Genomic DNA, 20,606 nt, shown 5'->3' on the forward strand with positions numbered 1-20,606 from the left:
GAGACCGCCCCCGCTGCGCCCACGACCTGGGCCGGCGTCGTCAGGGCGTTCCCGCCGTAGGTTCGCCGCGATGAAGACGCACGAAACGAAGAGCAAATCCTCGATCCCCGCCGGTCGATGCAAAGGAACGTTGCTGGTCAACCTCCGGTCGTTCGTCACGACGAACCGCGACGCCGGGGCCTGGGAGCGGCTGGTGACCTCGCTCCCCAAGTCAGACCGGGACGTACTGTATCAGCCGCTGCTGCCGAGCAGCTGGTATCCGATCGGCGTCTGGAACCGGGCGTTGCGAACGCACGTGCGCTCTGCGAGCGACCAGGCCGCGGAGATCAAGCGATTTGCCCGTTACGTCGCGGATCGCGACCTCAATACGGTGATGAAGTTCGCGCTCTCGATCGCGATGCCCGACACGATCGTGGCCCGCACTGGAATGTTCTGGTCGCGCTACTTCGATTCCGGGAAGGTCTTCCCGCGGATGGTGAAGCCACGGGAGTGGGTGCTGACCATCACCGGCCCGACCGGGGACGACGAGGGGCCGTCCGCGATGAACTGCGGCGATGGCGTATGCGGGTGGGTGGAGCAGGCGCTGCTCCTGTGCGGCGCGTCGACCCCCAAGGTGACCCACCAGCGGTGCCGGTTCCGCGGCGCGACCGAGTGCCTCTCCGAGGTCGTATGGTGAGCGGCTGAACGACCAGCCATTTGCTTGTTGACTTGTTCCTTCGCCCCGATCCAAACTGGATGCAGGCGGGACACATGTACGCGAAGCCTCTCATGGTGAGGTCATCGTGCTGGCCCTTTCATCCTCAGCGTCTGGGGGTCAGCATCGTGCCCGCGCCGCGCATTGTCTCCTGACGACCGCAGGCCGGTCAGCCTGAGGGGTTTGGTGGAGCGGAGACCGGCGGGCAGGCACGAGGGAGATTGACCCAGCAACCCACCAGGTAAATTCATGCTGTCACCTCGCTCGCAGCGGCACAAGGAAGTCAAGGACAGCCTCAAGGCGACGCCGCATCCGGTCTGGGTCGAGGACATGCTCGAATCCCTGGCCGACCAGTGGAAGGCCGCGGTCTACACGCCGCCGATCGCGCGGACGATGACGGAGCCGATCGATCAGGAGACCTGGGGCCTGATGATCCGGGAGTTCTTCTGCGTCGTCGAGGCGTTCCCGAAGTACATGGGGCTCAGCCTGGCGAAGACGACGTACGGCCAGACGCCGCGCGACTTCCTGGTGCGCGACTGGCTCATCGGCAACATCCGGGTCGAGGCGCTGCATGTGCGCTGGTACCTCGACTGGGCGGCGGGGCACGGCATCAGCGCCTCGGAGATCACGAGCCATCGTCCGACCACGGAGGTCGCCTCGCTCTTCGACTGGCTCTGGTCGGTATCGTACCGCGGCTCTCTGGCCGAGGCGGTCGGCGCGGTCAACTATGCGATCGAGGGCGTCACCGGCGAGTGGTCGCGCGTGGTGCTACCGGCCTTCACGAAGCACTACGGCGAGGGGAGCAAGGCGCTGACGTGGCTCGCTGCCCACGCGAACTACGATGACGCCCACCCGCGCGAGGCGCTGGAGATCGTGAAGCTCGCGACCACCTCCGCCGAGGAGATCCGCCGGGTGCATTCGAGCATCGGGCGTTCCCTCGAGCTCTTCGAGCGCGCCTTCAAGGCCTGCAGCAACGCGCCCCGCAGCCGCAGCTAAAGCCCCCTCGCGCCGCGCCCCCCACGACGAAACATCGAAGACACCAAGCGCGCCAGGCGCTCTGATTGCCCCTCTTCCGTCTTCTGATGTCCTCGACGTTTCACCCATCCTTCAGCGCAGGACGCTAGCGGCCGTAGACGGCTTTACGGACCTTCTTCTTGAGGTCGTCGAGGACGAAAGGCTTCGTGATGTAGTGACGTGCGCCGGCCTGGATGCCGGCGATGACGTCCATCGGATCCGACTTGGCGGTCAGGAAGATGACGGGCACCCGGCGCATCTGGTCGTTCTCGCGGAGTCGCTTCGTCATGCTCACCCCGTCGAGCTTCGGCATCATGATGTCCACGATAACGAGATCCGGATGCGGCTCCTGCTGCGCCAGCGCCAGACCCTCGACCCCGTTCGTGGCGACCACGGTGTCGAACTCGTCGCTGAGGAACCGGGCAATCATCGCCGCCGTGTCCTCCTCGTCCTCGACCACCAGAACTCTCTTTTTTGTCAGGGTCACCATCTGCGCCCGGAAGGATAGCGCGAAGCGAACGACGCGGGCCGCGCGCGGGGCACTTTTTCGAGGATGTTGGAACCGCGCTGATTTTCTTCACCCTCACCGCAATCGACCGCTTCCACCGGAGGACGGCGAGCCGGCGAGCTGGCGAGCCGACAACAACGACGGCGCGCGTCGCGTGAAACGCGGCGCCCCCGCGCGGAGCAGGGCTGTCTCAGGCACACCGCGCGATGCCTTGTGAGCCCGCCGCGCCGGCGGCATTCGCCATCTCCCGAGCCGCTCGCGGGAAAACGGGGCAAAGACCGGCTCTGCCCGCTCGGAGCGCGCTCACCCAGGCGCCGGCCGCACCGGGCCGAGAGCGCCCGGGCGTGAGCGCAATCACCTCTTCGGAGATGGACCGAGCCGGACGGCTCAGGCGGCGCCGGACGCGGCGCGCTCGAGCAGCGACGCGAGGCGGTCGAGCTGCATGGGCTCGACGAACGTGCTGCCGATGTCGCGCATCAGCACCGTGCGGACCGTCGAGCCGCGCCGCTTCTTGTCGAGCGACAGGAAGCGCAGCGCCGCGGAGACCGGCTCGTCCTCGATCCGGGTGGGCAGCTCGAGCCGGGCGAGCAGGCGGATCACCCGGTCGGCCGACGCGCGGTCGGTCACGCCGAGCGAGCACCCGACCCGGAGCATCGCCACCATGCCGAGCGACACCGCCTCGCCGTGCGCCAGCCGGACGAACCCGCCCTCCGCCTCGAGGGCGTGCCCGAGCGTGTGGCCGAAGTTGAGCAGGGCGCGGTCGCCCGACTCGCGCTCGTCGCGGGCCACGATGGCCGCCTTCACGGCGATCGAGCGCCGGATGATCTCGGCGAGCAGGCCGGGATCGCGCGCGAGGACGCGATCGGCCTCGCGCTCGAGCAGCACGTGCAGATCCGGGTCGCCGATGCAGGCCGTCTTCACCACCTCGGCGAGCCCGCTCCGGTAGGCGCGGTCGGTCTCGGTCGCGATCGCCGCCGGGCTCGCGATGACCGCGGACGGCTGGTGGAAGGTGCCGACGGCGTTCTTCGCGGGGCCGAGGTCGACCCCGGTCTTGCCGCCGACCGACGCGTCGACCATCGAGAGGAGCGTGGTCGGCGCCCCGACCCAGCGGACGCCGCGCAGGAGCGTCGAGGCGGCGAAGCCGCCGATGTCGGTCACCACGCCCCCGCCGTGCGCCAGCACCACCGCGTCGCGATCGGCGCCCGCCTCGATCATCGCGGAGAGCGCCGCCTCGACGGCCGAGAGCCGCTTGTGCTCCTCGCCGGGCCGGAGCACCGTGACCGCGGCGGCCGGCTTGCCCCGCGCCGCGAGCGCGTCGAGCAGCGGCGCGCCCCAGAGGCGGCTCACGTTCTCGTCGGTGACCACGAAGACCGACGACGGCGCGAGCGCGACGACGGCGTCGGCCGCGGACGCCGCCGCGTCGGAGGCGATGCGCACAGCGTAGCTCTTGTCGCCGATCGGCACGAAGAGGGGGCGATCCGCGTAGGCGCGCAGGACCCGCGCGGCGACCTCCTCGGGCGCGACGCCGTCGGTCACGACGCGCGCGTGGGCCTCGGCGTACACGGGCGCGCGCGCGGCCAGGAGCTCGCGGATGCGCGCCTCCCGGTCCGGCGCGCCGTCGAGGAGCGGGCGCGCGCCGCTCGGCGTGCGCGCGGCGATCGTGCGCGGGCTCGCGCTGAGCGCGACGACGCAGCCGCGCTCGAGCGCCTCGGCGCGGAGCGCGGGGTCGACCAGGGCGCCGCCGCCGAGGGCGATGACGCGCGGGCCGCGCGTCGCGAGGAGCCGGCGCAGGGTCGCCGCCTCCAGCGCGCGGAAGCCGGCCTCGCCGCGCGAGGCGAAGAGCGACGGGACGCTCTCGCCGGCCTCCGACGTGATGGCGTCGTCGAGGTCGATGAACGGGAGGCCGGCGCGCGCGGCGGCGATGCGGCCCACGGTCGTCTTTCCGGCCCCCATGAAGCCGGTGAGCAGGAGCGGAGGTGCGTCGGGGAGGAGTTGCATGGCGTTCAGTAAGAGCGGACCTGCTGGAGGTACGTGTCGACGTTGCGCGAGAGCTCGGTGAGGCTGTCGCCGCCGAACTTCTCGAGCAGGGCAGCGGCGAGCGAGATCGCCACCATCGCCTCGCCGACGACGGAGGCGGCCGCGACGGCGCAGACGTCGCTCCGCTCGAAGGCGGCGTCGAACTGCTCCTTGGTGCGCACGTCGACCGAGGGGAGCGCGCGCTTCAGCGTCGCTATCGGCTTCATGGCGGCGCGGCAGATGAGCGGCATGCCGTTGGTGATGCCGCCCTCGAGGCCGCCGGCGCGGTTCGACGGGCGGGTGAAGGCGCTCGACGCCGGGTCGTACCCGATCGGGTCGTGCACCGCGGAGCCCGAGATGCGCGCGGCCTCGAAGCCGATGCCGATCTCGACGCCCTTGATCGCCTGGATGCTCATCAGCGCCTGCGCGAGCCGGCCGTCGAGCTTGCGGTCCCACTGCACGTGGCTGCCGAGCCCGGGCGGCAGGCCGGTGGCGATCACCTCGAAGACGCCGCCGAGCGTGTCGCCCCGGTGCGCGGCCTCGCGGATGGCGTCGCGCATCGCCTGCGCCGCGGCGGCGTCGACGCACGCGAGGTCGGAGGCGCGGGCGCGCTCGCGGAGCTCGGTGAGCGGGAGGTCGCCGAGGCCCGAGGCCGCGGAGATCTGCGACTGCACCGGGCCGATCGAGAGGACGTGGGCGAAGACCTCGACGCCGACCGACCGGAGGAGCTTGCGGCAGACGCCGCCCACCGCGACGCGCGCCGCGGTCTCGCGCGCGCTCGCCCGCTCGAGCACGTCGCGCAGGTCCCGCCGGGCGTACTTCAGGCCGCCGGCGAGATCCGCGTGGCCGGGGCGCGGGCGGGTGAGCGCCTCGGGCGGCTCGGGGAACGGCTCCGGGCCCATGCGCCCGGCCCAGCTCGCGTGATCGCGGTTCTCGATCACCATGGCGATGGGGCCGCCGAGCGTCTCGCCGCCGCGCACGCCGGCGACGAGGCGGACGCGATCGGTCTCGATCTTCATCCGCCCGCCGCGCCCGTAGCCGCGCTGGCGCCGCGCCAGATCCTCGTCGATGTCCTCCGCGAGGAGCGGCATGCCCGCCGGAATACCCTCGACGGTCGCCACGAGCTCCGGCCCGTGCGACTCGCCGGCCGAAAGCCACCTGAGCTGCGTCATCGTCTGGAAAACCTCCTCTGCGCCCGGGGCTCCGGGCCAAGCTTGCTGCCTATTACAGGTCGATCTGCTCGACGTCGACGCCCTGGGCCCCGGATCGGCCGGCGCCGTCCGTCTCGGGGCGGATCGGGGGCCGCCCTGCGCCGTTCCCTGCGCCGTCCGCGACATGGGTCGGGGATCGGCTGGCGCCGTCCCCTCCGACGACCGGCTCCCCGAGGAACCGGGCCGCCACCGAGGCGAAGCTCTTCGGCAGATCGGTGACGAGCAGCGCGAGGCTGCCCGGCGCGCTCCGGGACGTCGCGAGCCCCCGCTCGGCGAGGAACGACGCCACCTCCTCCGCGGTCGCGGACGCGCTGTCCACGATCGGGAGGGGGCCGCCGGCGAGCGCCGCCGTCTCGGCCTCGATCGCGGCGCGGAGCAGCGGGAAATGCGTGCAACCGAGCACGATCGAGCGGGCGCCCGCGCCGATGAGCGGCTCCAGGTAGCGCCGCGCGACGAGGCGCGGGACCTCGCCCTCGACCCACCCCTCCTCCGCCAGCGAGACGAGCAGCGGGGCCGCCTGGCCGGCGACCTCGGTGCGGGTGCTGAGCGACGCCACGGCGCGGGGGTAGGCGCCGGACGCGATCGTCCCCGCCGTCCCGAGCACGCCGATCGTCGCGCCGCGCGACGCGGCCACCGCGGCGCGCGCGCCCGGCAGGATGACCCCGAGTACGGGCAGGTCGAGCTCGACGCGGAGCATGTCGAGCGCGACGGCGCTCACCGTGTTGCACGCGACGACGATCGCCTTGACCCCGCGCTCGATCAGCACGCGCGCGCAGCCGAGCGCGTAGCGGACCACCGTCTCCGGAGACCGGGTGCCGTACGGGACGCGCGCGGTGTCGCCCAGGTAGACGATGTCCTCGGCCGGGCAGCGCCTGCGCAGCGCGCGCACGACCGTGAGGCCGCCGAGGCCCGAGTCGAACACCCCGAGCGGCGCGTCCCCGTGCGACGTCACGGCTCCTCGATGCGGAACAGGTGCGGCGGCTCGCGCAGGAACTGCTCGCGCGCGATCGCGTCGAGCGCGCTCCGCACGAGCCCCTCGCGCGCGTCGTGCGTGATGAGCACCACGTCCACGCCGGGCTCGCGGGCCGCCGCGGCGCCCGCGGGCGCCGAGCCCGGGCTCGCCTTGCTCGGCCCCTGCTGCACGATCTGCTCGATGCTCACGCCCGCGTCGCCGAGCGCGCCGGCGAGCCGCCCCATGACGCCCGGGCGGTCCTCGACCGCGAAGCGCAGGTAGTACCGCGAGACGATGTCGCTGAGCGGGCGGACCCGGCGGGGCTTGATCGACATGCCGCGGCCCTGCATGCCCGCGACGCCCGAGGCGATCGAGCGCGCGACGTCGAGGACGTCGGAGACGACGCTGACCGCGGTCGGCAGGTCGCCGGCGCCGCGGCCGTAGACCAGCGACGGCCCGACGGCGCGCCCCTCGAGGAGCACGGCGTTGAGCACGCCGGAGACGTTGGCGAGCACGCTCTGCTTCGGGATCAGCGTGGGGTGGACGCGCAGCTCGATGGAGTCGCCGAGATCGCGGCCGATCGCGAGGTGCTTGATCGTGTAGCCGAAGCGGTCGGCGTAGCGGTGGTCGGCCTCCTCGATGGTGCGGATGCCGGAGGTGTGGACGTCGTTGCTGTCGACCTGCGCCCCGAAGGCGAGCATCGCGAGCACGATCAGCTTGTGCGCGGCGTCATGGCCGTCGACGTCGAGCGACGGATCGGGCTTCTCGGCGTAGCCTAGATCCTGCGCCTCGCGCAGCGCGGCCTCGAACGACGCGCCCGTGTCGCGCATGCGCGTGAGGATGTAGTTGCAGGTGCCGTTCACGATCGCGGTGACGCGCTCGACCCAGTCGCTCGCGAAGGCGTCCCGGAGCGTGCGGATGATCGGGATGCCGCCGCCGACCGCCCCCTCGAACGCGAGGTCGACCTGGCGCGCCGCGGCCCGCGCGAGGAGCGCGGGGCCGTGGGCGGCGAGCAGCAGCTTGTTCGCGGTGACCACGCCCTTGCCGCGGTCGATGGCGCGCTCGATCAGCGCGCGGGCGGGCGTCTCGCCGCCCATCACCTCGACGACCAGGTCGATCGTGGGGTCGTCGACCACCTCCTCCGCGTTCGTGGTGAGCAGGCCGCGATCCAGGGCCGAGACGCGCTCCTTCTCGAGATCGCGCACGGCCACGCGCTTGACCACGAGGGGCACGCCGGCGCGCTCCGCGAGGTAGCCGGAGTTCTCGGCGAGCAGGCGGAGGACGCCGCCGCCGACCGTCCCGCAGCCGAGGAGCCCGATCTGGATCGGGGCGCCGCCGCGCAGGCGCCTGCGATCGCTGGCGGCGTGGGGTTCAGGGTTGAAGTTCAAGGGCGAACCGCCTTCCGTCTTCATGCGCGCGGAGCTTAGCGCTTCTCGCGCCGAGAGGTGACGCCTATGCTGCGCGGGCCATGGCGGAAACGATCAAGGGCGTTCTGGGCGAGGAGTTCAGGTTCCACGTGGGCGAGGACGGGGGCGTCGCGGCGCGAGGGCCGCTGCTCCCGCTGCGCGTGCTCGTCGTCGCCGATCTCGTCCCCCGCGATCCGCACAACGCCGGGGCGAGCCCGCCCGCGGGCGCGATCCGGGTCGACGCGGGCCGGTTCGATAACCTCTTCGCGATGCTCCGGCCGCGGATCGCGATCGAGGTGCCGAGCGTGCTCGCGGAGGGCCGGACGGCGCGCGTCGACCTGTCACCCACCGGCCTGAAGAGCTTCCGGCCCGACGCCCTCTGCGCCGAGGTGCCGCTCCTGCGGTCGCTGCTCGACGCCCGGCGCGTCCTCGAGCGGCTGCGCGACGGCTCGACCACGCTCGATCAGGCGCGCGCCGAGCTCGATCGGCTCTGGGGCGGCGCCCCGCTCGGGCGCGACATCCTCGGGCTGCTCCCGGAGCGCGGAGGCGCCTCGGCCGCGCGGCCGGCGGCGCCCGCGGCAGAGCGGCCCGCCGCGCCCGCGCCCGCGCCCGCGGCGGGCGGCGACATCGACGCGCTGCTCTCGATGGTCGATCTCGGCGGGGGCGGCGGCGGGGAGGCCGCCGCGGCGCCGGCGACGCCGGACAACGCCGGCCCGAAGCCCTCGGACGGGGGGCGGTTCTCGGAGCTCATCGCGACCGTGGCGGCGAGCGCGCGCCCGCGCGCGGGGCAGCCCGCCCGCCCGGCCGAGGCGATCGCGCAGCTCGAGCGCGCGATCGGCGCGCAGCTCGGCGCGATCCTGCAGCACCCGGAGGTGCGGCGCCTCGAGGAGGCGTGGCGGGGGCTGAGCCTGCTCGTCGACCGCGTGAAGGCGGCCGAGGGCGTCCGGATCGAGGTCGTCAGCGCGCGGCCGGACGAGGCGGCCGGCGCGCTCGCGCGGGTGCTCGCGCAGACGGCGAGCACCGAGCCGCCGGCGTCGGTCGCGATCGTGGACGTCGCGATCGACGGCACCGCCGCCTCGCTCGCGCGGCTCGAGGAGATCGCGCGCGTCGCCGAGGCGCACGCGCTGCCCGCCGTGGTGAACGGCGCCGCGGGGCTGCTCGGGGTCGACGACCTCGGCGGCGTCGAGCGCCTCGACAACAAGGCCGCGCTGTTCCAGGCGCCGCACCGGGCGCCGTGGCGCTCCGCCGCGGCGCGGCACTGCATGCGCTGGGTCGCGATCGCCATGAACCGCGCGCTCGGCCGGATGCCCTACGACAGGTCGACCTCGCGCGTCCGGGAGGCGGCGATCGTCGAGCAGCCGGGCGACGAGGGCGGCCGGGTCTGGATCCCGCCGGCGTACCTGGTCGGCGCGCTGATCGCGGCGAGCTTCCGCGAGACGGCGTGGCCGTGCCGCATCGCGGGCGCGAAGGGCGGCGGCGTGATCGGGGACCTGCCGGTGCAAGAGGTGAAGGGCGCGTACGAGGGGGACGAGGGCGTCGCGATCCCGACCGAGGCGTTCGTGTCGACGGACACCCAGCGCGATCTCGCGAAGAGCGGCGTGCTCCTGCTCGCGTCGGCCCCGAACAGCGACGCGGTGTACGTCCTCACCGCGCCGACGGCCTACGTCCCGCCGGAGAAGCTCACGTACGACAGCGCCACCGCCGAGCCGGACGCGCGCCTCGACCGGGTCTCGCTGGTCGATCAGCTCTTCGTGGCGCGCGTCGTCCAGTTCCTGCGCGCCCTCTGCGCGAAGCTGCCCCCGGACAGCGACCCGGCGGAGGTCCAGCCCGTCGTCGAGGGGGCGCTGTGGACGCTGTTCGAGAACGCGCCGCCCGCCACCATCGAGCTCTCGGTGAAGGCGGCCCGCGCCGAGGGCGGGGCCCTGGTCGCCGTCGCGGTGCGCCCGCGCCGCTTCCTCGGCGTCGGGCTCGACGAGGTGTCGCTCGAGGTGCCGCTCGGCTGAGCCCGCTCGGTACGATTGACGCCGCCCGTCGCGCGAGGGAAGAATGGCCGCCATGCGGCTCCGCGTCGCGATCCTCCTCTGTGTCCTGAGCACCCTGGTGACCACGTGCCAGCGGCCGGCCCCGCAAGCGCCGGCGGCCTCGTGCGGCTGCCGCAAGAAGTAGCCGCGGCCGCCGCGCCCGTCTTCCGGGCCGCGCCGCTGAGGCGGCGCTTCGCGGGCGCTACTCGCCGCCGCAGGCGGCGGCCTCGCAGGCCGTGACGTCCGCCGCGCACGCCTCGTCCAGGCACGCGGCGCAGCTGTCGCCGTCCGCGCCGCACGCTCCCTCGCAGGCGCCGCGGCCCGCGGTGAGCTGGCAGCGCAGCGCCTCGAGAGGTTCACGCGCGCGTCCGCGACGATCGGCTCCGGTGTGGCGTTCAGGTAATGGGTGTTCATCACGAGCACGGTGCCCGGCTCGACCTTGAGGGCCACCCCGTCCGGCAGGTCGCCGAGGAACGAGTCGCCGCCGAAGGACTGCGAGCCGGCGACCACGCCGGTGATCTCCCACGCGGCGGTCGCGCCGCGGTTGCAGTCGTGGACCTCGGCCGCGTCCACGCGGACGCCGTCGCGCGTCTCCGCCGGGATCTCCTTGTAGGCCGTCTTGTAGAGCACGACATGGTGGCTCCCGGGCGAGAACCGGACCTCGTCGCCGCGGATGGTGAGCCCCTCGGGGGGCGCGACGAAGAGCTTGCATCACTCGATCTCCTGCCCTGGCGCCACGGTGGAGACCATGCGGTACTGGAGGCCGTCCCCGGCCGCAGGGGGCTCGAGAGAGGCGCTGTCGGACCCCGGAGCGCCGGACTCTTCGGAGGAGCACCCGGCGAAGAGCGGGGCGCAGAGCAGAGCGGTGAGGACGAAGCTACGCATGACGTGGGACCTCCAGCCTTTCTGGTCGGGCTCGGCGCAGGAAGCGCAAGAGCGCGCACGAGTCGCGCACAGACATGCGCGAAGCGCGTCCCCGCGCTCCACGCTGCCCGAGCAGACCTGATTTCCTGTCATGGGTTCCCGGACGGTCCGAGATCGTTCAATCCACCTCGCAGGAGCTCGGATGAAGGCGGCGCACTCCGCGATCTCCCATGCACCGCGCCGCCGGCCGTCAGGCGTCAGGCGTCAAATTCCCGACACGCCCGCTCCGCGCCGGCCTCGGCCAGGGCCGCTCTTCGGTGACGACGAAAGCGCGCGCCTGATGGCCTGTTTCATGGCGACGGAGAGCAGCCGATTGCGTAGCTACGCAATCGCGCGGGTGAGCGGCGTCACGCGGCTCGCGCGCCCGGCGCGGCGCGGGAATACCGTCGCATCGGGACGGCGCCTGATGCGTCCGCCTTGCCTCCATCAGGATCGGCCCGTGGTTTGCAGTCTCCGCGGCTCCATGAACCGCTCCACCCAGCAGAACCTCCGCCCCGATCACCGGTTCGGCGGCCGCAGGGCCGTGGTGATCGGCGGGAGCATCGCCGGCCTCGTCGCGGCCCGGGTGCTCGCCGATCACTTCGACGAGGTGGCCGTCATCGAGCGCGACGGTATCCCGGACGATCTCCGCGAGCCCCGCAGGGGCGTGCCGCAGGCGCGCCAGGTCCACGGCCTGCTCGCCCGGGGAGAGCGCATCCTGAACGATCTCTTCCCCGGCTTCACCGAGGACCTGATCCAGGACGGGGCGGTCGCGTACGACTTCGGGCTCGGCCTCGCCTGGCACCACCTCGGCGCGTGGAAGCCGCGCTGCGCGACGGGGGTGCAGACCCTGTGCATGACCCGGCCGCTGCTCGAGGCGCACGTGCGCCGCCGGACCTTCGCGCTGCCCGGGGTGCGGCGTCTGGACGGGCGCGAGGTGGTCGAGCTCTCGGCGTCGCCCGACCGCTCCCGGCTCACGGGCGTCGTGGTCCGGCGGCGCGACGCGCCGGGCCAGGTCGAGGCGCTGCCGGCGGAGCTCGTGGTGGACGCCAGCGGGCGCGGCTCCCGCGCGCCGGCGTGGCTCGAGGCGCTCGGGTACCCGCGCCCCCTCGAGTCGACGATCAAGGTGCGCGTCGGGTACGCGAGCCGGCAGTACCGGCCGCGCGATCCGGCGCAGGTGCCGTGGACCTCGCTGTACATCCTCGGCTCGCCGTCCGACAGCCGGCGGCTCGGCTGTATCGTGCCCGTCGAGGGCGGGCGCTGGATGGTCGTGCTCGCGGGCCTGTTCGGCGAGCACCCGCCCGTCGACCCCGAGGGCTTCCTCGAGTTCGCGCGGGGCCTGCCGCACGACGCGCTGTACCGGGCGCTGCTCGGGGCCGAGCCCGAGACGGAGATCGCCGTCTACAAGTTCCCGGCGCACCTCCGGCGGCACTACGAGCGCATGGCGCGCATGCCCGAGGGGCTCGCGGTGCTGGGCGACGCGCTCGCGAGCTTCAACCCGGTCTACGGGCAGGGGATGACGTCGGCCTGCCTCCAGGCGCTCGCCCTCGACGCCGCGCTCGCCGAGCAGCGCCGCCGCGCGGGCCAGGGCGCGATCGCGGGGCTCACCCGCCGCTACCACGCGGCCGCGGCGAGGGCGGTCGACCTGCCGTGGCAGATGTCGACGGGGGAAGACCTCGCCTACCCCGAGACCGAGGGGAAGCGGCCCCTCCTCCAGCCGGTGCTGCGCTGGTACACCGGCGTGCTGCACCGCGCCGCGCAGGTCGACCGCGAGGTCTACGTGCGCTTCGTGCGCGCGCTGCACATGCTCGATGGGCGCGAGGCGCTCGTGAGCCCGCGCCTGCTCCTGCGCGCGCTGCGCGCCGGGCTCTCGGCGTCGCTCCCCCGGATGAACGCGGCCGGCCCGGCCTACGCGCGCCAGCCCGCCGACACCTGAGCGGCCCCGGGCGGGGCGGCGATCGGCGCAGGGCCGCGCCGCTCACGGCCGCGATTGCCACGTTGTTCATCGAGGCGACGACTGACACGTTGTTGCCTGCCGGTCGTGTTCTGGTAAGAAGGGCGCGCGAGGCGGCTCCTCGCGGAGACAGGACGATGACCGACCCGATGAATCCGCTGCTGGAGCTCGTCGCTCGCGATCAAGAGCACGACTGCGAGGGGTATGGCCACGAGAACGTGTGTGTGCGAGTGGTCGGCGTCGCCGAGCTGCCGACGCGCGCCGGCCACTTCCGCATCGTCGCGTTCTGGAACAACCGCGACGCCAAGGAGCACATCGCGATGGTGCACGGCGATGTCGTCGGCGCCTCCAACGTGCCGACGAGGCTGCACTCCGAGTGCCTGACCGGCGATGTCATGGGCTCGCTGCGCTGCGACTGCCGCGATCAGCTCCTCGAAGGGCTGAAGAAGATCAAGAGCATGGAGCGCGGCATCCTGCTCTATCTGCGCCAGGAGGGCCGCGGGATCGGGCTCATCAACAAGATCCGGGCGTACGCGCTGCAAGATCAGGGGCTCGACACGGTCGAGGCGAACCTCGCGCTCGGCTTCCGGGACGACGAGCGCGATTACGCCGTCGCGGCGCACATGCTGCATAGCCTCAACGTGAAGTCGGTGAAGCTCATCACCAACAATCCGAACAAGGTCCAGCAGCTCACGCAATATGGGGTGTCCGTGGCAGGGCGCATTCCGCACGTGATTCCGCCGAACGAGCACAACCGCTTTTACCTGGAGACCAAGGCGAAGCGATCGGGCCATTTCATCGACACGTGGGGCAAGCCGCACCTCGTCGAGCAGAGCGATCCGGTCGTGGTCGACGGGATGGCGCCCCCCGAGTCCGATCGGACGCCCGCGAGCTGAGGCGAGCGCGCGGCGCCGCGCGGCGGCGTTGCGCTCGCCTCAGGCCGCGGCGCCGCGCTCGCCTCACGGCGCGGCGCCGGTCAGGCGGCGTACCCGCTCGGCGTGGGGGCTCGCCGGGAAATGCGCGAGGAACGCCTCGGCGCGGGCGCGCGCCTGGTCGGCGCGCCCGCGGCGCACCAGCGCGTCGATCGCGATGATCTCCCGCTCCGGCGCGAGCCGGCCCTCCGGGAACTCGGCCCGGTGCTCGTCGAGCAGCGAGAGCGACGCCTCCGGCGATCGCGCGAGCGCCGCCCGGATCTCCGCGAGCCGCCGGGCTTCCCGGAGCAGCTCGTCGCGCGCGAGCGCCGCGGCCTGCGCAGGAGGGGGCGCGGCCGGGGCGGCGCTCGCCGGGGACCGCTCTCCGCGCGCGGCGGTCGAGGCCTGGCGCTGCGGCTCGGCGCCCGGAAGCGGCGCCCCGAGCGCTTGATCGCTGCAGCCCGCGAGGTGGACGAGGAACGCGGCGGCGAGGCCGCCCGCGATCCATCGATTGTGTGACGAATGATCAACAACGACGTTCATGTCGCCGGACTCCTTACATGGTCGAGCCGCCGGAACCTCGCTGAAACGGGCTCGCTCAGCGCGCACGCCCTTTCGCGGATCGCAGCTCGCTGCCGTCGCCGCTCAGGCGGCTCGGCGTGTTCGACATCGTCAACTCGGGCACCAGCAACGGTCGCCCGGGCGCCAGCATCTCTGGCTGACAGGCGTAGTCTAAAACTGGAATCCGCTTTGTCAATACTATTTACATACGCCGAGCGGCGCATTGCGGCCCCTTGTCTATCGCCGCGACTGCCCCACTCAGAACGCGCCGGCGACGCCTACACCCACGCCAGCCGGCGCGAGCGAGAGGCGGAAACTCCGCGTGTCCGGGCCCGCAACACGCGCGCGGGGGCCGTGAAACAGATACGGAATCAGCACGCCGGCCGCGGAGCCGATGGCGGCGCCCGTGAGCACGTCGGAGAAGTAATGGCGGTCGGAGGCAATGCGCAGGTATCCGGAAAGCGCGGCGATCGCCATTCCCTGGGCCCAGACCCACGGCGCCGCGCGATAGCCGCGCATCGACGCCACGGTGCCGCTCGCCGCGGCGAGGGAGAAGGCCGCGGTGGAGTGGCCCGAAAAAAAGGAGAGATCGTCGTCGTGCTCGAGCGGGCGCGAGCAGCCCGCGCCCTCGCAATACAGCACGTCGGCGTTCTCGAAACGGGCATAGGGCCGCTGGCGGCCGACGATGTACTTGGTGAGCTGGTTCAGGTTCATCGCCAGCACCGTCGCCTCGGTGACGATCACGAGGTCGGCGGCGATGTTCTCGGTCCGGCCGTCCTGCCACGCGGCGAGCGCGGTGAGGCCCAGCGCGGAGGCGGGCGCGACGGCGAGGACCGTCACGTTGCTGACCTGGTGGGCGGCGCCGGGGTTGCCGCTCCAGAGCAGCGCGTCGCGGACCGAGGTGTCGAGCGGGCCGACCGCGCACCAGCGGCACGCGTCGGGCGCGAGGCCCTTCTTGGCGAGCTCCGAGGCGATCCACGCGGCCCCGCCGACCACGGTGACGGGCAGATCGACCTCCGGCACGTACGTGAGCTCGGGGGAAGGCCCGGCGGCGGCGGCGGGTGAGAGGGCGAGGAGGAGGGCGGAGACCGTTGTCGCAACGAGGGCGGCGCGCACGAGGCGGGCGAGCGTAGCCCGGGCGCCGGAGCACGGGAACCGCCGCGCGGCGGCGATCGGGCGAGGATCAGGCGCGCGGCGGCCCCGGCGCGGCGAGCAGACCGTCGAGCAGGCGCGCATGGGCGTCGTCGCTCACGCGCCGGAGCTCCGCGGGGCCGGCCTTGGACAGCGCGCCCGACGCCGCGAGGGTCGCGACCCCGTGGTGCATCGCCCAGATCGGGACCGCGAGCGCCATCGGATCGCCGGGCGGGAACGCCCCGGCGCGCTGCGCCTCCTCGATGAACCCGAGGAGCAGCCCCAGGCTCCTCGACGTGGCCGCAGCGACCCGCGGGTCGCCGGGGTCGACCTCGCTCGAGTACATCACGTGGAACGGCGCCGGGTGCTCCAGCGCGAAGCGGACGTAGGCGAAGCCGGCGGCCAGGAAGCGCGCCCGGAGGTCGCCCCCGGCGCTCCCGGCCGCCTCGAGCGCGGCCGAGATCTGCGCGGCGAGCGCCGTGCTCGCCTGGACGGCGAGCTCCGTCATCAGCGCGCGCTTGTCCGGGAAGTGGCGGTAGGGCGCGGCGTGGGAGACGCCGATGCGCCGCGCCACCTCGCGCAGCGTGAAGCCCGCGTTGCCCTGCTCCTCGATGAGGGCGAGCGCCTCCTCCAGCACGGCGCGCCGGAGGTCGCCGTGGTGGTAGGGCCGGTCGGTCGATGTGGGCGGCGACGCGGGCGGGCGCGACGCGGGGGCAGGCGGGGTGCGCGCGCGCGCACGGCGGCGTCTCGGGGAGGAAGCCACAGCGCAGGCGCGCACGATACCACGAAGGCCCCGCGCCGCAGGGCGGGAGGGCGGCGTCGAAGAAAATGTAGACGGTGGAAACTTCGGCATGTTGCCGCTGTCATCATCGGGCGCGCGGGCGGCCCGGAGGGGGCCGGCGCGCCGACCCACCCTGGATCAGGAAAGGAGCCCCGTATGTCCGAGCCCCGTCGATCTCCCGATCGTGAACGCCTCCTCGCCGCCGTGGAGCGCGTGCGCGGCGTCGCTGCTGCCCACGCCGAGGCGTCCGAGCGGCTGCGCACGCTCGCGCCGGCGGTCGTCGACGCGCTGCGATCGAGCGGCCTCTTCGCGCTGGCCGCGCCGCGCGCGCTGGGCGGCGCCGAGTGCGATCCGCTGACGCAGGTCGAGGTCTTCGAGGCGATGGCGCGCGCGGACGCCTCGGCGGGGTGGTCGCTGATGATCAGCGCGCTGCTCGCCGCGGCCGCCGGGGGCACGCTGCCCGACGCGGGGGCGCGGGAGGTGTTCGCGGGGCCGTTCCCCACGTTCGCGGGGCTCCAGGTGCCGACCGGCCTCGCGCGGCGGGTCGCGGGCGGCTACGCGGTCGAGGGGCGCTGGGCGTTCGGCAGCGGCGTGCGGCACGCGGCCTGGGTGTTCACCTGCGCCGTCGTGGCGCCGGAGGGCGGGGCTCCGCCGGCGGGGCCGCCCGAGATGATCAGCCTCGCCGTCCCGCGCGAGCGCGTGGTGGTCGAGGACACGTGGGACGTCGCCGGGCTGCGCGGCACCGGGAGCGAGCACTACCGGATCGAGGGCGCGTTCGTGCCCGAGGCGCTGACGTGCCCGTTCCCGGCGGCCCCGCAGCGGCGCGGCGGCGCGCTGTATTCGCTGCCCTTCATCGCCCTGGTCGCGGCGGCGCACGTCGGCTTCGCGCTCGGCGTCGGGCGGCGCGCGCTCGACGAGATCGCGGCGGTCGCTCCGCGGCGCATCAAGGTCTGGCCGCAGCTCGCGCTGGGCAGCCACGCGGCCTTCCACATGGATCTCGGGCGCGCGGAGGCGAAGCTCGCCGCGGCGCGCGCCTACGCGTTCGACGCGCTCGGGCGGATGTGGGACCGGGCGCGCGCCGGGGAGGCGCTCTCGATCGAGGACTGGAGCGCGATCCGGCTCGTCCAGACGTACGTGACCGACGTGGCCGCGGAGGTCGCGGGCTTCGCGTACCGCGCCGGCGGCGGGGGCGCCCTGTTCGCGGAGAGCCCGCTGCAGCGGTGCTTCCGGGACATCCACGCGGCGACGCAGCACATCGCCGCGACCGACGACGCGTACGAGTTCGCGGGGCGCGCGCGGCTCGGGATCGCCGAGCTGCACCCGATGCTCGCCCCGCGGCCGGCGGCGGGCGGCGCGCGCTGACCCGGGGCGGCCGCGCGGTCAGCGCTGGCCGCCGCCCGGCGGGCACGCGACCTGCCGGGGCGGCGGGGGGTTGCACATGATGACCACGGGAGGGCCTCCGTCCTGCGACGGAAGAGCCCGCGGGCACGGGCTGGGCAAGAACTCCCTGCAGGTGCCGTCCGCGTCCCGGACCACCCTCCCCCCGGGCACGGGCTGCGGCAGCGGCCCGTCCTGCGCTGCCGTCACGCCGGCCACCTGGTGCGCCTCGATGGTGGCTGCGCCCTGCGCCGTCGCTCCGCCGTCCTGCGGCGGCCCCGACGCCGCCGCGTCCTGCGCCGCCGTCGCGCCGCCGTCCGGGAGCGCCTCGGAGGCGGCCGCATCTCCCACGCCGGGCGCGCCGGTCGGCGGGACCTCCGGGGGCGGCGGGTTGGACGTCGCGTCCGGCGGATCGGGCGGCGGCTGGGTCGAGCCACAGGCGGCCGGGCCGCCGGCCACCGTGACGAGGAACGAGGACGCGAGCACGCGGCGGCGATGGCGCGACGAAGGCTTCATCGCAACCATCCTACGCGAGCTCGGTCACATCGTCGCGAGGCTCCGAGCGGCGACGGCGCGCGTCAAGGCTCGCCGCCGTCCGGCGGGCACGCCATCAGGCGAGCGGCTCACTTTTGCATCTTCACCCCGTGCGGGCGCGCCATCAGGCGGTCCACATAGGCATCCAGCCTGGGCCGGCCCGTCGGGCCGGCCCACAGGCGCATCCAGATGAACATCGAGCCGACCATCACGTCGGCCGCGGTGAACCAGTCGCCGAACAGATAAGGCCCCTCCCCGAGCTCGCCCTCGACGACGTTCATGGCCGTGTCGAAATCCGTCCACCCCCGCTGCGGTGGCGTCTCGACCTTCAGCAGGCGGTCGCCCATCGCCGGCTCGAGCTGCGACGTCGAATAGACCATCAGCGACAGATAGCGCCCCCGCTCCGGCGCGCCGACCGGAGGCGCCAGCCTGGCCTCGGGGAACTTCTCCGCCAGGTACAGACAGATCGCCGCGTTCTCGAAGAGCCGGACATCGCCGTCCACCAGCGCGGGCAGCTTGCCAGCTGGGTTGATCTTCAAGAACTCGGGCGACTTGTGCTCCCGCTTCTCGAAGCTGATGGGCACGAGCTCGTACGTGGCGCCGCACTCGTCCAGCATCCACTTGGTGATCACAGCGCGACTCTGCTGGTTGAAGTAGAGCTTCATCGCAATCTCCCGTGTGAGGTTTCCGACGGAACGGCCGCGAGCATGCCAGATCACCGCCGGAGATGCACGGACAGGAGCCGCGGAGGGTCGTTCCGGAGGGCCCCGGCGTCGCGCCACTCGCCCAGGTGAACGAGCTCGTATCCGCACGAAAGCCCCGCATTCACGTACTCGGAGACGTCGTGCAGGAACGCGGGCACCCGCTCGGGCTCGCCGGTGGCCCGGTTGACGAAGTTGGCCTGGCCGCCGCGCATCTGCCGCATCGGGTGCAGCTCGCACAGGAAGAGCTCGCCGCCCGCGCGCGAGGCCCGGGCAGCCTCGGCGAAGAGCGCCTCGAGGTGCTCGATGTGCTCCAGCACGAGCAGGGCAATCACGACGTCGGCCGAGCCGTCCGCGGCCGGCCAGGCAGCGCGGATGTCGTGCTGCACGAACCGGACGCGGGGAGACTGCACGCGGGCCCGCGCATGCCGCAACATCCCCTCGGAGAAATCGAGCGCGAGCACGCTGGCGGCGCGCTCGGCGAGCCACGGCGTGTTGCGCCCGGTGCCGCACCCGATCTCGATCACGTCGCGGCCGGTCAGATCCAGGTCGCGCTGCCGGAGGACCGCGGCCGCCAGCTCGCGGGTCCGGTTGTCGTCTTCGTCGTACGTCTCGGCCCAGCGATCGTAGGCCGTGGCGATCTCAGGCTTGCTCGAAGGGGTGGACATGGGTCGAACCGGAAGGGTGTTGTCGGTCGCCAACCTGAAGGCCCCGTGGTCGGCGCGGGATCGCGCCCGGCGCGGGGACCGCCTCTACAACCCGAGCTCGCTCAGCCCGGGATGATCGTCCGGCCGCCGCCCGAGCGGCCAGTGGAACTTCCGGTCCGACGCCGCGATCCGCACGTCATTGATGCTCGCCTCGCGCCGCCGCATCAATCCATGAGCGTCGAACTCCCACTGCTCGTTGCCGTGGGAACGGTACCAGTTCCCGCTGTCGTCGCGCCACTCGTAGGCGAAGCGCACCGCGATGCGATCGCCGGTGAACGCCCACACCTCCTTGATCAGGCGGTAGTCCAGCTCCCGCTGCCACTTGCGGTGCAGGAACGCCTCGATCGCCTCCCGGCCCTGAAAGAACTCGGCCCGGTTCCGCCAGCGGCTGTCGACGGTGTACGCCTGGGCGACGCGCGCGGGATCACGGCTGTTCCAGGCGTCCTCCGCCAGCCGCGCTTTCCGGGCGGCGGTCTCTGCGGTGAAGGGCGGAAGCGGAGGGCGCGACTCGGCGGGTTCCTGGCTCACGGTGCACCTGCGCGAACCTTCCTCGAATCGCCCATCCCAGGCAACCCCTTTTCGAGCGCAGCTCCCGGGGCGGGAGCTCCCGGGGCCGCGCGGCGCAGACGGCGGGGCGCGGCGGCGAGCCTTGGCCCTCGCGCCACCGGGGAGAGCTCGTTAGAATCGCGCGCTCCCCATGGCTGGTCTGAACCGCGCCGCGCCCGCGACGGGCCCACGCAGCGGCTCCCGCGCGCGGGGGCCGGCGCCGTGAGCGACGACCCGGAGGGCGCCGGCTACCTGGACGCGATCTTCGCGGCGATCCGCGGGGGCGCCAGCCAGCTCGCGGCGATGAAGACGTGGCTCAGCAGCGCCGAGCGCGCCGCCTCGTCGCCCTGGCGCTTCCAGTTCCTCGGCGCCGCGCGCGCGGCGCACCGGCGCGCCAGCGCCTTCCTCGACGAGACCGAGGAGCGGCTGCGCCGGCTCGGCCCCGTCGACCAGGTCCCGGCCCCGCTGGACCAGCTCCCCAGGAACGTGGCGGCCATGCGCGCAGATCTCCGCGAAGGGGAGCAGCACCTCGATCGCCTTGAGACAGACGCGACCTCCCGGGAGCAGGCGCGCGGCGCGGGCCCGAGCGCGCGCTCCTCGTGACGGCGGCGTCGACTCGCCGAGAGCCTCGGTGTGGGGCTACTCCTGTCGTGGGCCCACAGACCTCGAGCGGCCGGA

Annotated in this window: 21 protein-coding genes; 8 read left to right on the forward strand and 13 right to left on the reverse strand. The window is 73.5% G+C overall.

Features of this window, described 5'->3' with window-relative positions:
- Positions 1-70 precede the first annotated feature (70 nt).
- Positions 71-676, forward strand: a complete 606-nt coding sequence (locus WME96_RS24920; protein ID WP_061607905.1) for a hypothetical protein — start codon at positions 71-73, stop codon at positions 674-676.
- A 267-nt stretch (positions 677-943) separates the two neighbouring features.
- On the forward strand, positions 944-1,690 hold the full coding sequence (locus WME96_RS24925; protein ID WP_437284087.1) for a TenA family transcriptional regulator: 747 nt from the start codon (positions 944-946) through the stop codon (positions 1,688-1,690).
- A 124-nt stretch (positions 1,691-1,814) separates the two neighbouring features.
- On the opposite strand, the gene WME96_RS24930 is transcribed toward WME96_RS24925, so the two are convergent.
- The 5 genes from WME96_RS24930 to WME96_RS24950 all read right to left on the reverse strand — a co-directional run bounded on the left by WME96_RS24930 (position 1,815) and on the right by WME96_RS24950 (position 7,807).
- A complete protein-coding gene (locus WME96_RS24930; protein WP_061607907.1) occupies positions 1,815-2,168 on the reverse strand; it encodes a response regulator transcription factor in 354 nt (117 codons plus the stop codon).
- Positions 2,169-2,603: 435 nt separating this feature from the next.
- Positions 2,604-4,214, reverse strand: a complete 1,611-nt coding sequence (gene aroB / locus WME96_RS24935) for a 3-dehydroquinate synthase (RefSeq protein ID WP_437284088.1) — start codon at positions 4,212-4,214, stop codon at positions 2,604-2,606.
- Positions 4,215-4,219: 5 nt separating this feature from the next.
- Positions 4,220-5,404, reverse strand: a complete 1,185-nt coding sequence (gene aroC / locus WME96_RS24940; RefSeq protein WP_437284089.1) for a chorismate synthase — start codon at positions 5,402-5,404, stop codon at positions 4,220-4,222.
- A gap of 52 nt (positions 5,405-5,456) precedes the next feature.
- Positions 5,457-6,395, reverse strand: coding sequence for a glutamate racemase (gene murI, locus WME96_RS24945; protein WP_437284090.1), 939 nt, complete (start codon positions 6,393-6,395; stop codon positions 5,457-5,459).
- Entirely contained in the window at positions 6,392-7,807 is a 1,416-nt protein-coding gene (locus WME96_RS24950) for a homoserine dehydrogenase (protein ID WP_437284091.1), read from the reverse strand. The genes murI and WME96_RS24950 overlap by 4 nt, the downstream gene beginning before the upstream one ends.
- Positions 7,808-7,863: 56 nt before the next feature.
- Here WME96_RS24950 and WME96_RS24955 point away from each other — a divergent pair, with 56 nt between their 5' ends.
- Positions 7,864-9,804 (forward strand): type VI secretion system contractile sheath domain-containing protein, encoded by a 1,941-nt coding sequence (locus WME96_RS24955; RefSeq protein WP_437284092.1) that lies wholly within the window; start codon positions 7,864-7,866, stop codon positions 9,802-9,804.
- 424 nt (positions 9,805-10,228) lie between these two features.
- The gene (locus WME96_RS24960; protein WP_437284093.1) at positions 10,229-10,435 is read left to right on the forward strand and encodes a hypothetical protein; all 207 of its coding nucleotides are present in this window, start codon (positions 10,229-10,231) and stop codon (positions 10,433-10,435) included.
- Between the two features lie 98 nt (positions 10,436-10,533).
- Here the strand turns inward: WME96_RS24960 and WME96_RS24965 are convergent, their stop codons facing one another.
- Positions 10,534-10,707, reverse strand: coding sequence for a hypothetical protein (locus tag WME96_RS24965; protein ID WP_437284094.1), 174 nt, complete (start codon positions 10,705-10,707; stop codon positions 10,534-10,536).
- A 502-nt stretch (positions 10,708-11,209) separates the two neighbouring features.
- On the opposite strand from WME96_RS24965, the gene WME96_RS24970 reads away from it, so the two are divergent.
- Together WME96_RS24970 and ribA are read left to right on the forward strand one after the other, a co-directional pair.
- On the forward strand, positions 11,210-12,661 hold the full coding sequence (locus WME96_RS24970; RefSeq protein ID WP_437284095.1) for an FAD-dependent oxidoreductase: 1,452 nt from the start codon (positions 11,210-11,212) through the stop codon (positions 12,659-12,661).
- 155 nt (positions 12,662-12,816) lie between these two features.
- Positions 12,817-13,575 (forward strand): GTP cyclohydrolase II, encoded by a 759-nt coding sequence (gene ribA, locus WME96_RS24975; protein WP_433926357.1) that lies wholly within the window; start codon positions 12,817-12,819, stop codon positions 13,573-13,575.
- A gap of 63 nt (positions 13,576-13,638) precedes the next feature.
- Here ribA and WME96_RS24980 read toward each other — a convergent pair whose 3' ends face one another.
- The 3 genes from WME96_RS24980 to WME96_RS24990 form a co-directional block, all read right to left on the reverse strand.
- A complete protein-coding gene (locus tag WME96_RS24980) occupies positions 13,639-14,133 on the reverse strand; it encodes a hypothetical protein (protein WP_437284096.1) in 495 nt (164 codons plus the stop codon).
- Positions 14,134-14,409: 276 nt separating this feature from the next.
- Positions 14,410-15,267, reverse strand: coding sequence for a phosphatase PAP2 family protein (locus WME96_RS24985; RefSeq protein WP_437284097.1), 858 nt, complete (start codon positions 15,265-15,267; stop codon positions 14,410-14,412).
- 67 nt (positions 15,268-15,334) lie between these two features.
- Positions 15,335-15,919 (reverse strand): TetR/AcrR family transcriptional regulator, encoded by a 585-nt coding sequence (locus WME96_RS24990; protein ID WP_437284098.1) that lies wholly within the window; start codon positions 15,917-15,919, stop codon positions 15,335-15,337.
- A gap of 300 nt (positions 15,920-16,219) precedes the next feature.
- On the opposite strand from WME96_RS24990, the gene WME96_RS24995 reads away from it, so the two are divergent.
- Positions 16,220-17,425 carry an acyl-CoA dehydrogenase family protein gene (locus WME96_RS24995; protein WP_437284099.1) on the forward strand — a complete coding sequence of 402 codons (1,206 nt, stop codon included), beginning with the start codon at positions 16,220-16,222 and terminating at the stop codon, positions 17,423-17,425.
- Positions 17,426-17,443: 18 nt separating this feature from the next.
- Here the strand turns inward: WME96_RS24995 and WME96_RS25000 are convergent, their stop codons facing one another.
- The 4 genes from WME96_RS25000 to WME96_RS25015 all read right to left on the reverse strand — a co-directional run bounded on the left by WME96_RS25000 (position 17,444) and on the right by WME96_RS25015 (position 19,910).
- Positions 17,444-17,956, reverse strand: a complete 513-nt coding sequence (locus WME96_RS25000; protein WP_437284100.1) for a hypothetical protein — start codon at positions 17,954-17,956, stop codon at positions 17,444-17,446.
- Positions 17,957-18,063: 107 nt separating this feature from the next.
- The gene (locus WME96_RS25005) at positions 18,064-18,639 is read right to left on the reverse strand and encodes a glutathione S-transferase family protein (RefSeq protein ID WP_437284101.1); all 576 of its coding nucleotides are present in this window, start codon (positions 18,637-18,639) and stop codon (positions 18,064-18,066) included.
- Positions 18,640-18,689: 50 nt separating this feature from the next.
- The gene (locus WME96_RS25010) at positions 18,690-19,343 is read right to left on the reverse strand and encodes a class I SAM-dependent methyltransferase (RefSeq protein ID WP_437284102.1); all 654 of its coding nucleotides are present in this window, start codon (positions 19,341-19,343) and stop codon (positions 18,690-18,692) included.
- Between the two features lie 84 nt (positions 19,344-19,427).
- Positions 19,428-19,910: a DUF1348 family protein gene (locus WME96_RS25015; RefSeq protein WP_433926366.1), complete on the reverse strand. Its 483-nt coding sequence runs from the start codon at positions 19,908-19,910 to the stop codon at positions 19,428-19,430.
- Positions 19,911-20,150: 240 nt separating this feature from the next.
- Between WME96_RS25015 and WME96_RS25020 the strand changes: the two genes are divergently transcribed.
- Positions 20,151-20,531 (forward strand): hypothetical protein, encoded by a 381-nt coding sequence (locus tag WME96_RS25020; protein WP_437284103.1) that lies wholly within the window; start codon positions 20,151-20,153, stop codon positions 20,529-20,531.
- Positions 20,532-20,606 lie beyond the last annotated feature (75 nt).

The organism is Sorangium sp. So ce406 (genome assembly GCF_051474675.1).
GTDB classification, from domain to species: domain Bacteria; phylum Myxococcota_A; class Polyangia; order Polyangiales; family Polyangiaceae; genus Sorangium; species Sorangium cellulosum_G.

Coding starts and splice junctions, on each gene's coding strand:
- WME96_RS24970 (WP_437284095.1), top strand. CDS start 11,210: ATGAACCGCTCCACCCAGCAGAACCTCCGCCCCGATCACCGGTTCGGC.
- WME96_RS24980 (WP_437284096.1), bottom strand. CDS start 14,133: ATGAACGTCGTTGTTGATCATTCGTCACACAATCGATGGATCGCGGGC.
- WME96_RS24925 (WP_437284087.1), top strand. CDS start 944: ATGCTGTCACCTCGCTCGCAGCGGCACAAGGAAGTCAAGGACAGCCTC.
- WME96_RS25005 (WP_437284101.1), bottom strand. CDS start 18,639: ATGAAGCTCTACTTCAACCAGCAGAGTCGCGCTGTGATCACCAAGTGG.
- WME96_RS24965 (WP_437284094.1), bottom strand. CDS start 10,707: ATGCGTAGCTTCGTCCTCACCGCTCTGCTCTGCGCCCCGCTCTTCGCC.
- WME96_RS24920 (WP_061607905.1), top strand. CDS start 71: ATGAAGACGCACGAAACGAAGAGCAAATCCTCGATCCCCGCCGGTCGA.
- WME96_RS25000 (WP_437284100.1), bottom strand. CDS start 17,956: ATGAAGCCTTCGTCGCGCCATCGCCGCCGCGTGCTCGCGTCCTCGTTC.
- aroC (WP_437284089.1), bottom strand. CDS start 5,404: ATGACGCAGCTCAGGTGGCTTTCGGCCGGCGAGTCGCACGGGCCGGAG.
- WME96_RS24950 (WP_437284091.1), bottom strand. CDS start 7,807: ATGAAGACGGAAGGCGGTTCGCCCTTGAACTTCAACCCTGAACCCCAC.
- WME96_RS24995 (WP_437284099.1), top strand. CDS start 16,220: ATGTCCGAGCCCCGTCGATCTCCCGATCGTGAACGCCTCCTCGCCGCC.
- WME96_RS25010 (WP_437284102.1), bottom strand. CDS start 19,343: ATGTCCACCCCTTCGAGCAAGCCTGAGATCGCCACGGCCTACGATCGC.
- ribA (WP_433926357.1), top strand. CDS start 12,817: ATGACCGACCCGATGAATCCGCTGCTGGAGCTCGTCGCTCGCGATCAA.
- aroB (WP_437284088.1), bottom strand. CDS start 4,214: ATGCAACTCCTCCCCGACGCACCTCCGCTCCTGCTCACCGGCTTCATG.
- WME96_RS24955 (WP_437284092.1), top strand. CDS start 7,864: ATGGCGGAAACGATCAAGGGCGTTCTGGGCGAGGAGTTCAGGTTCCAC.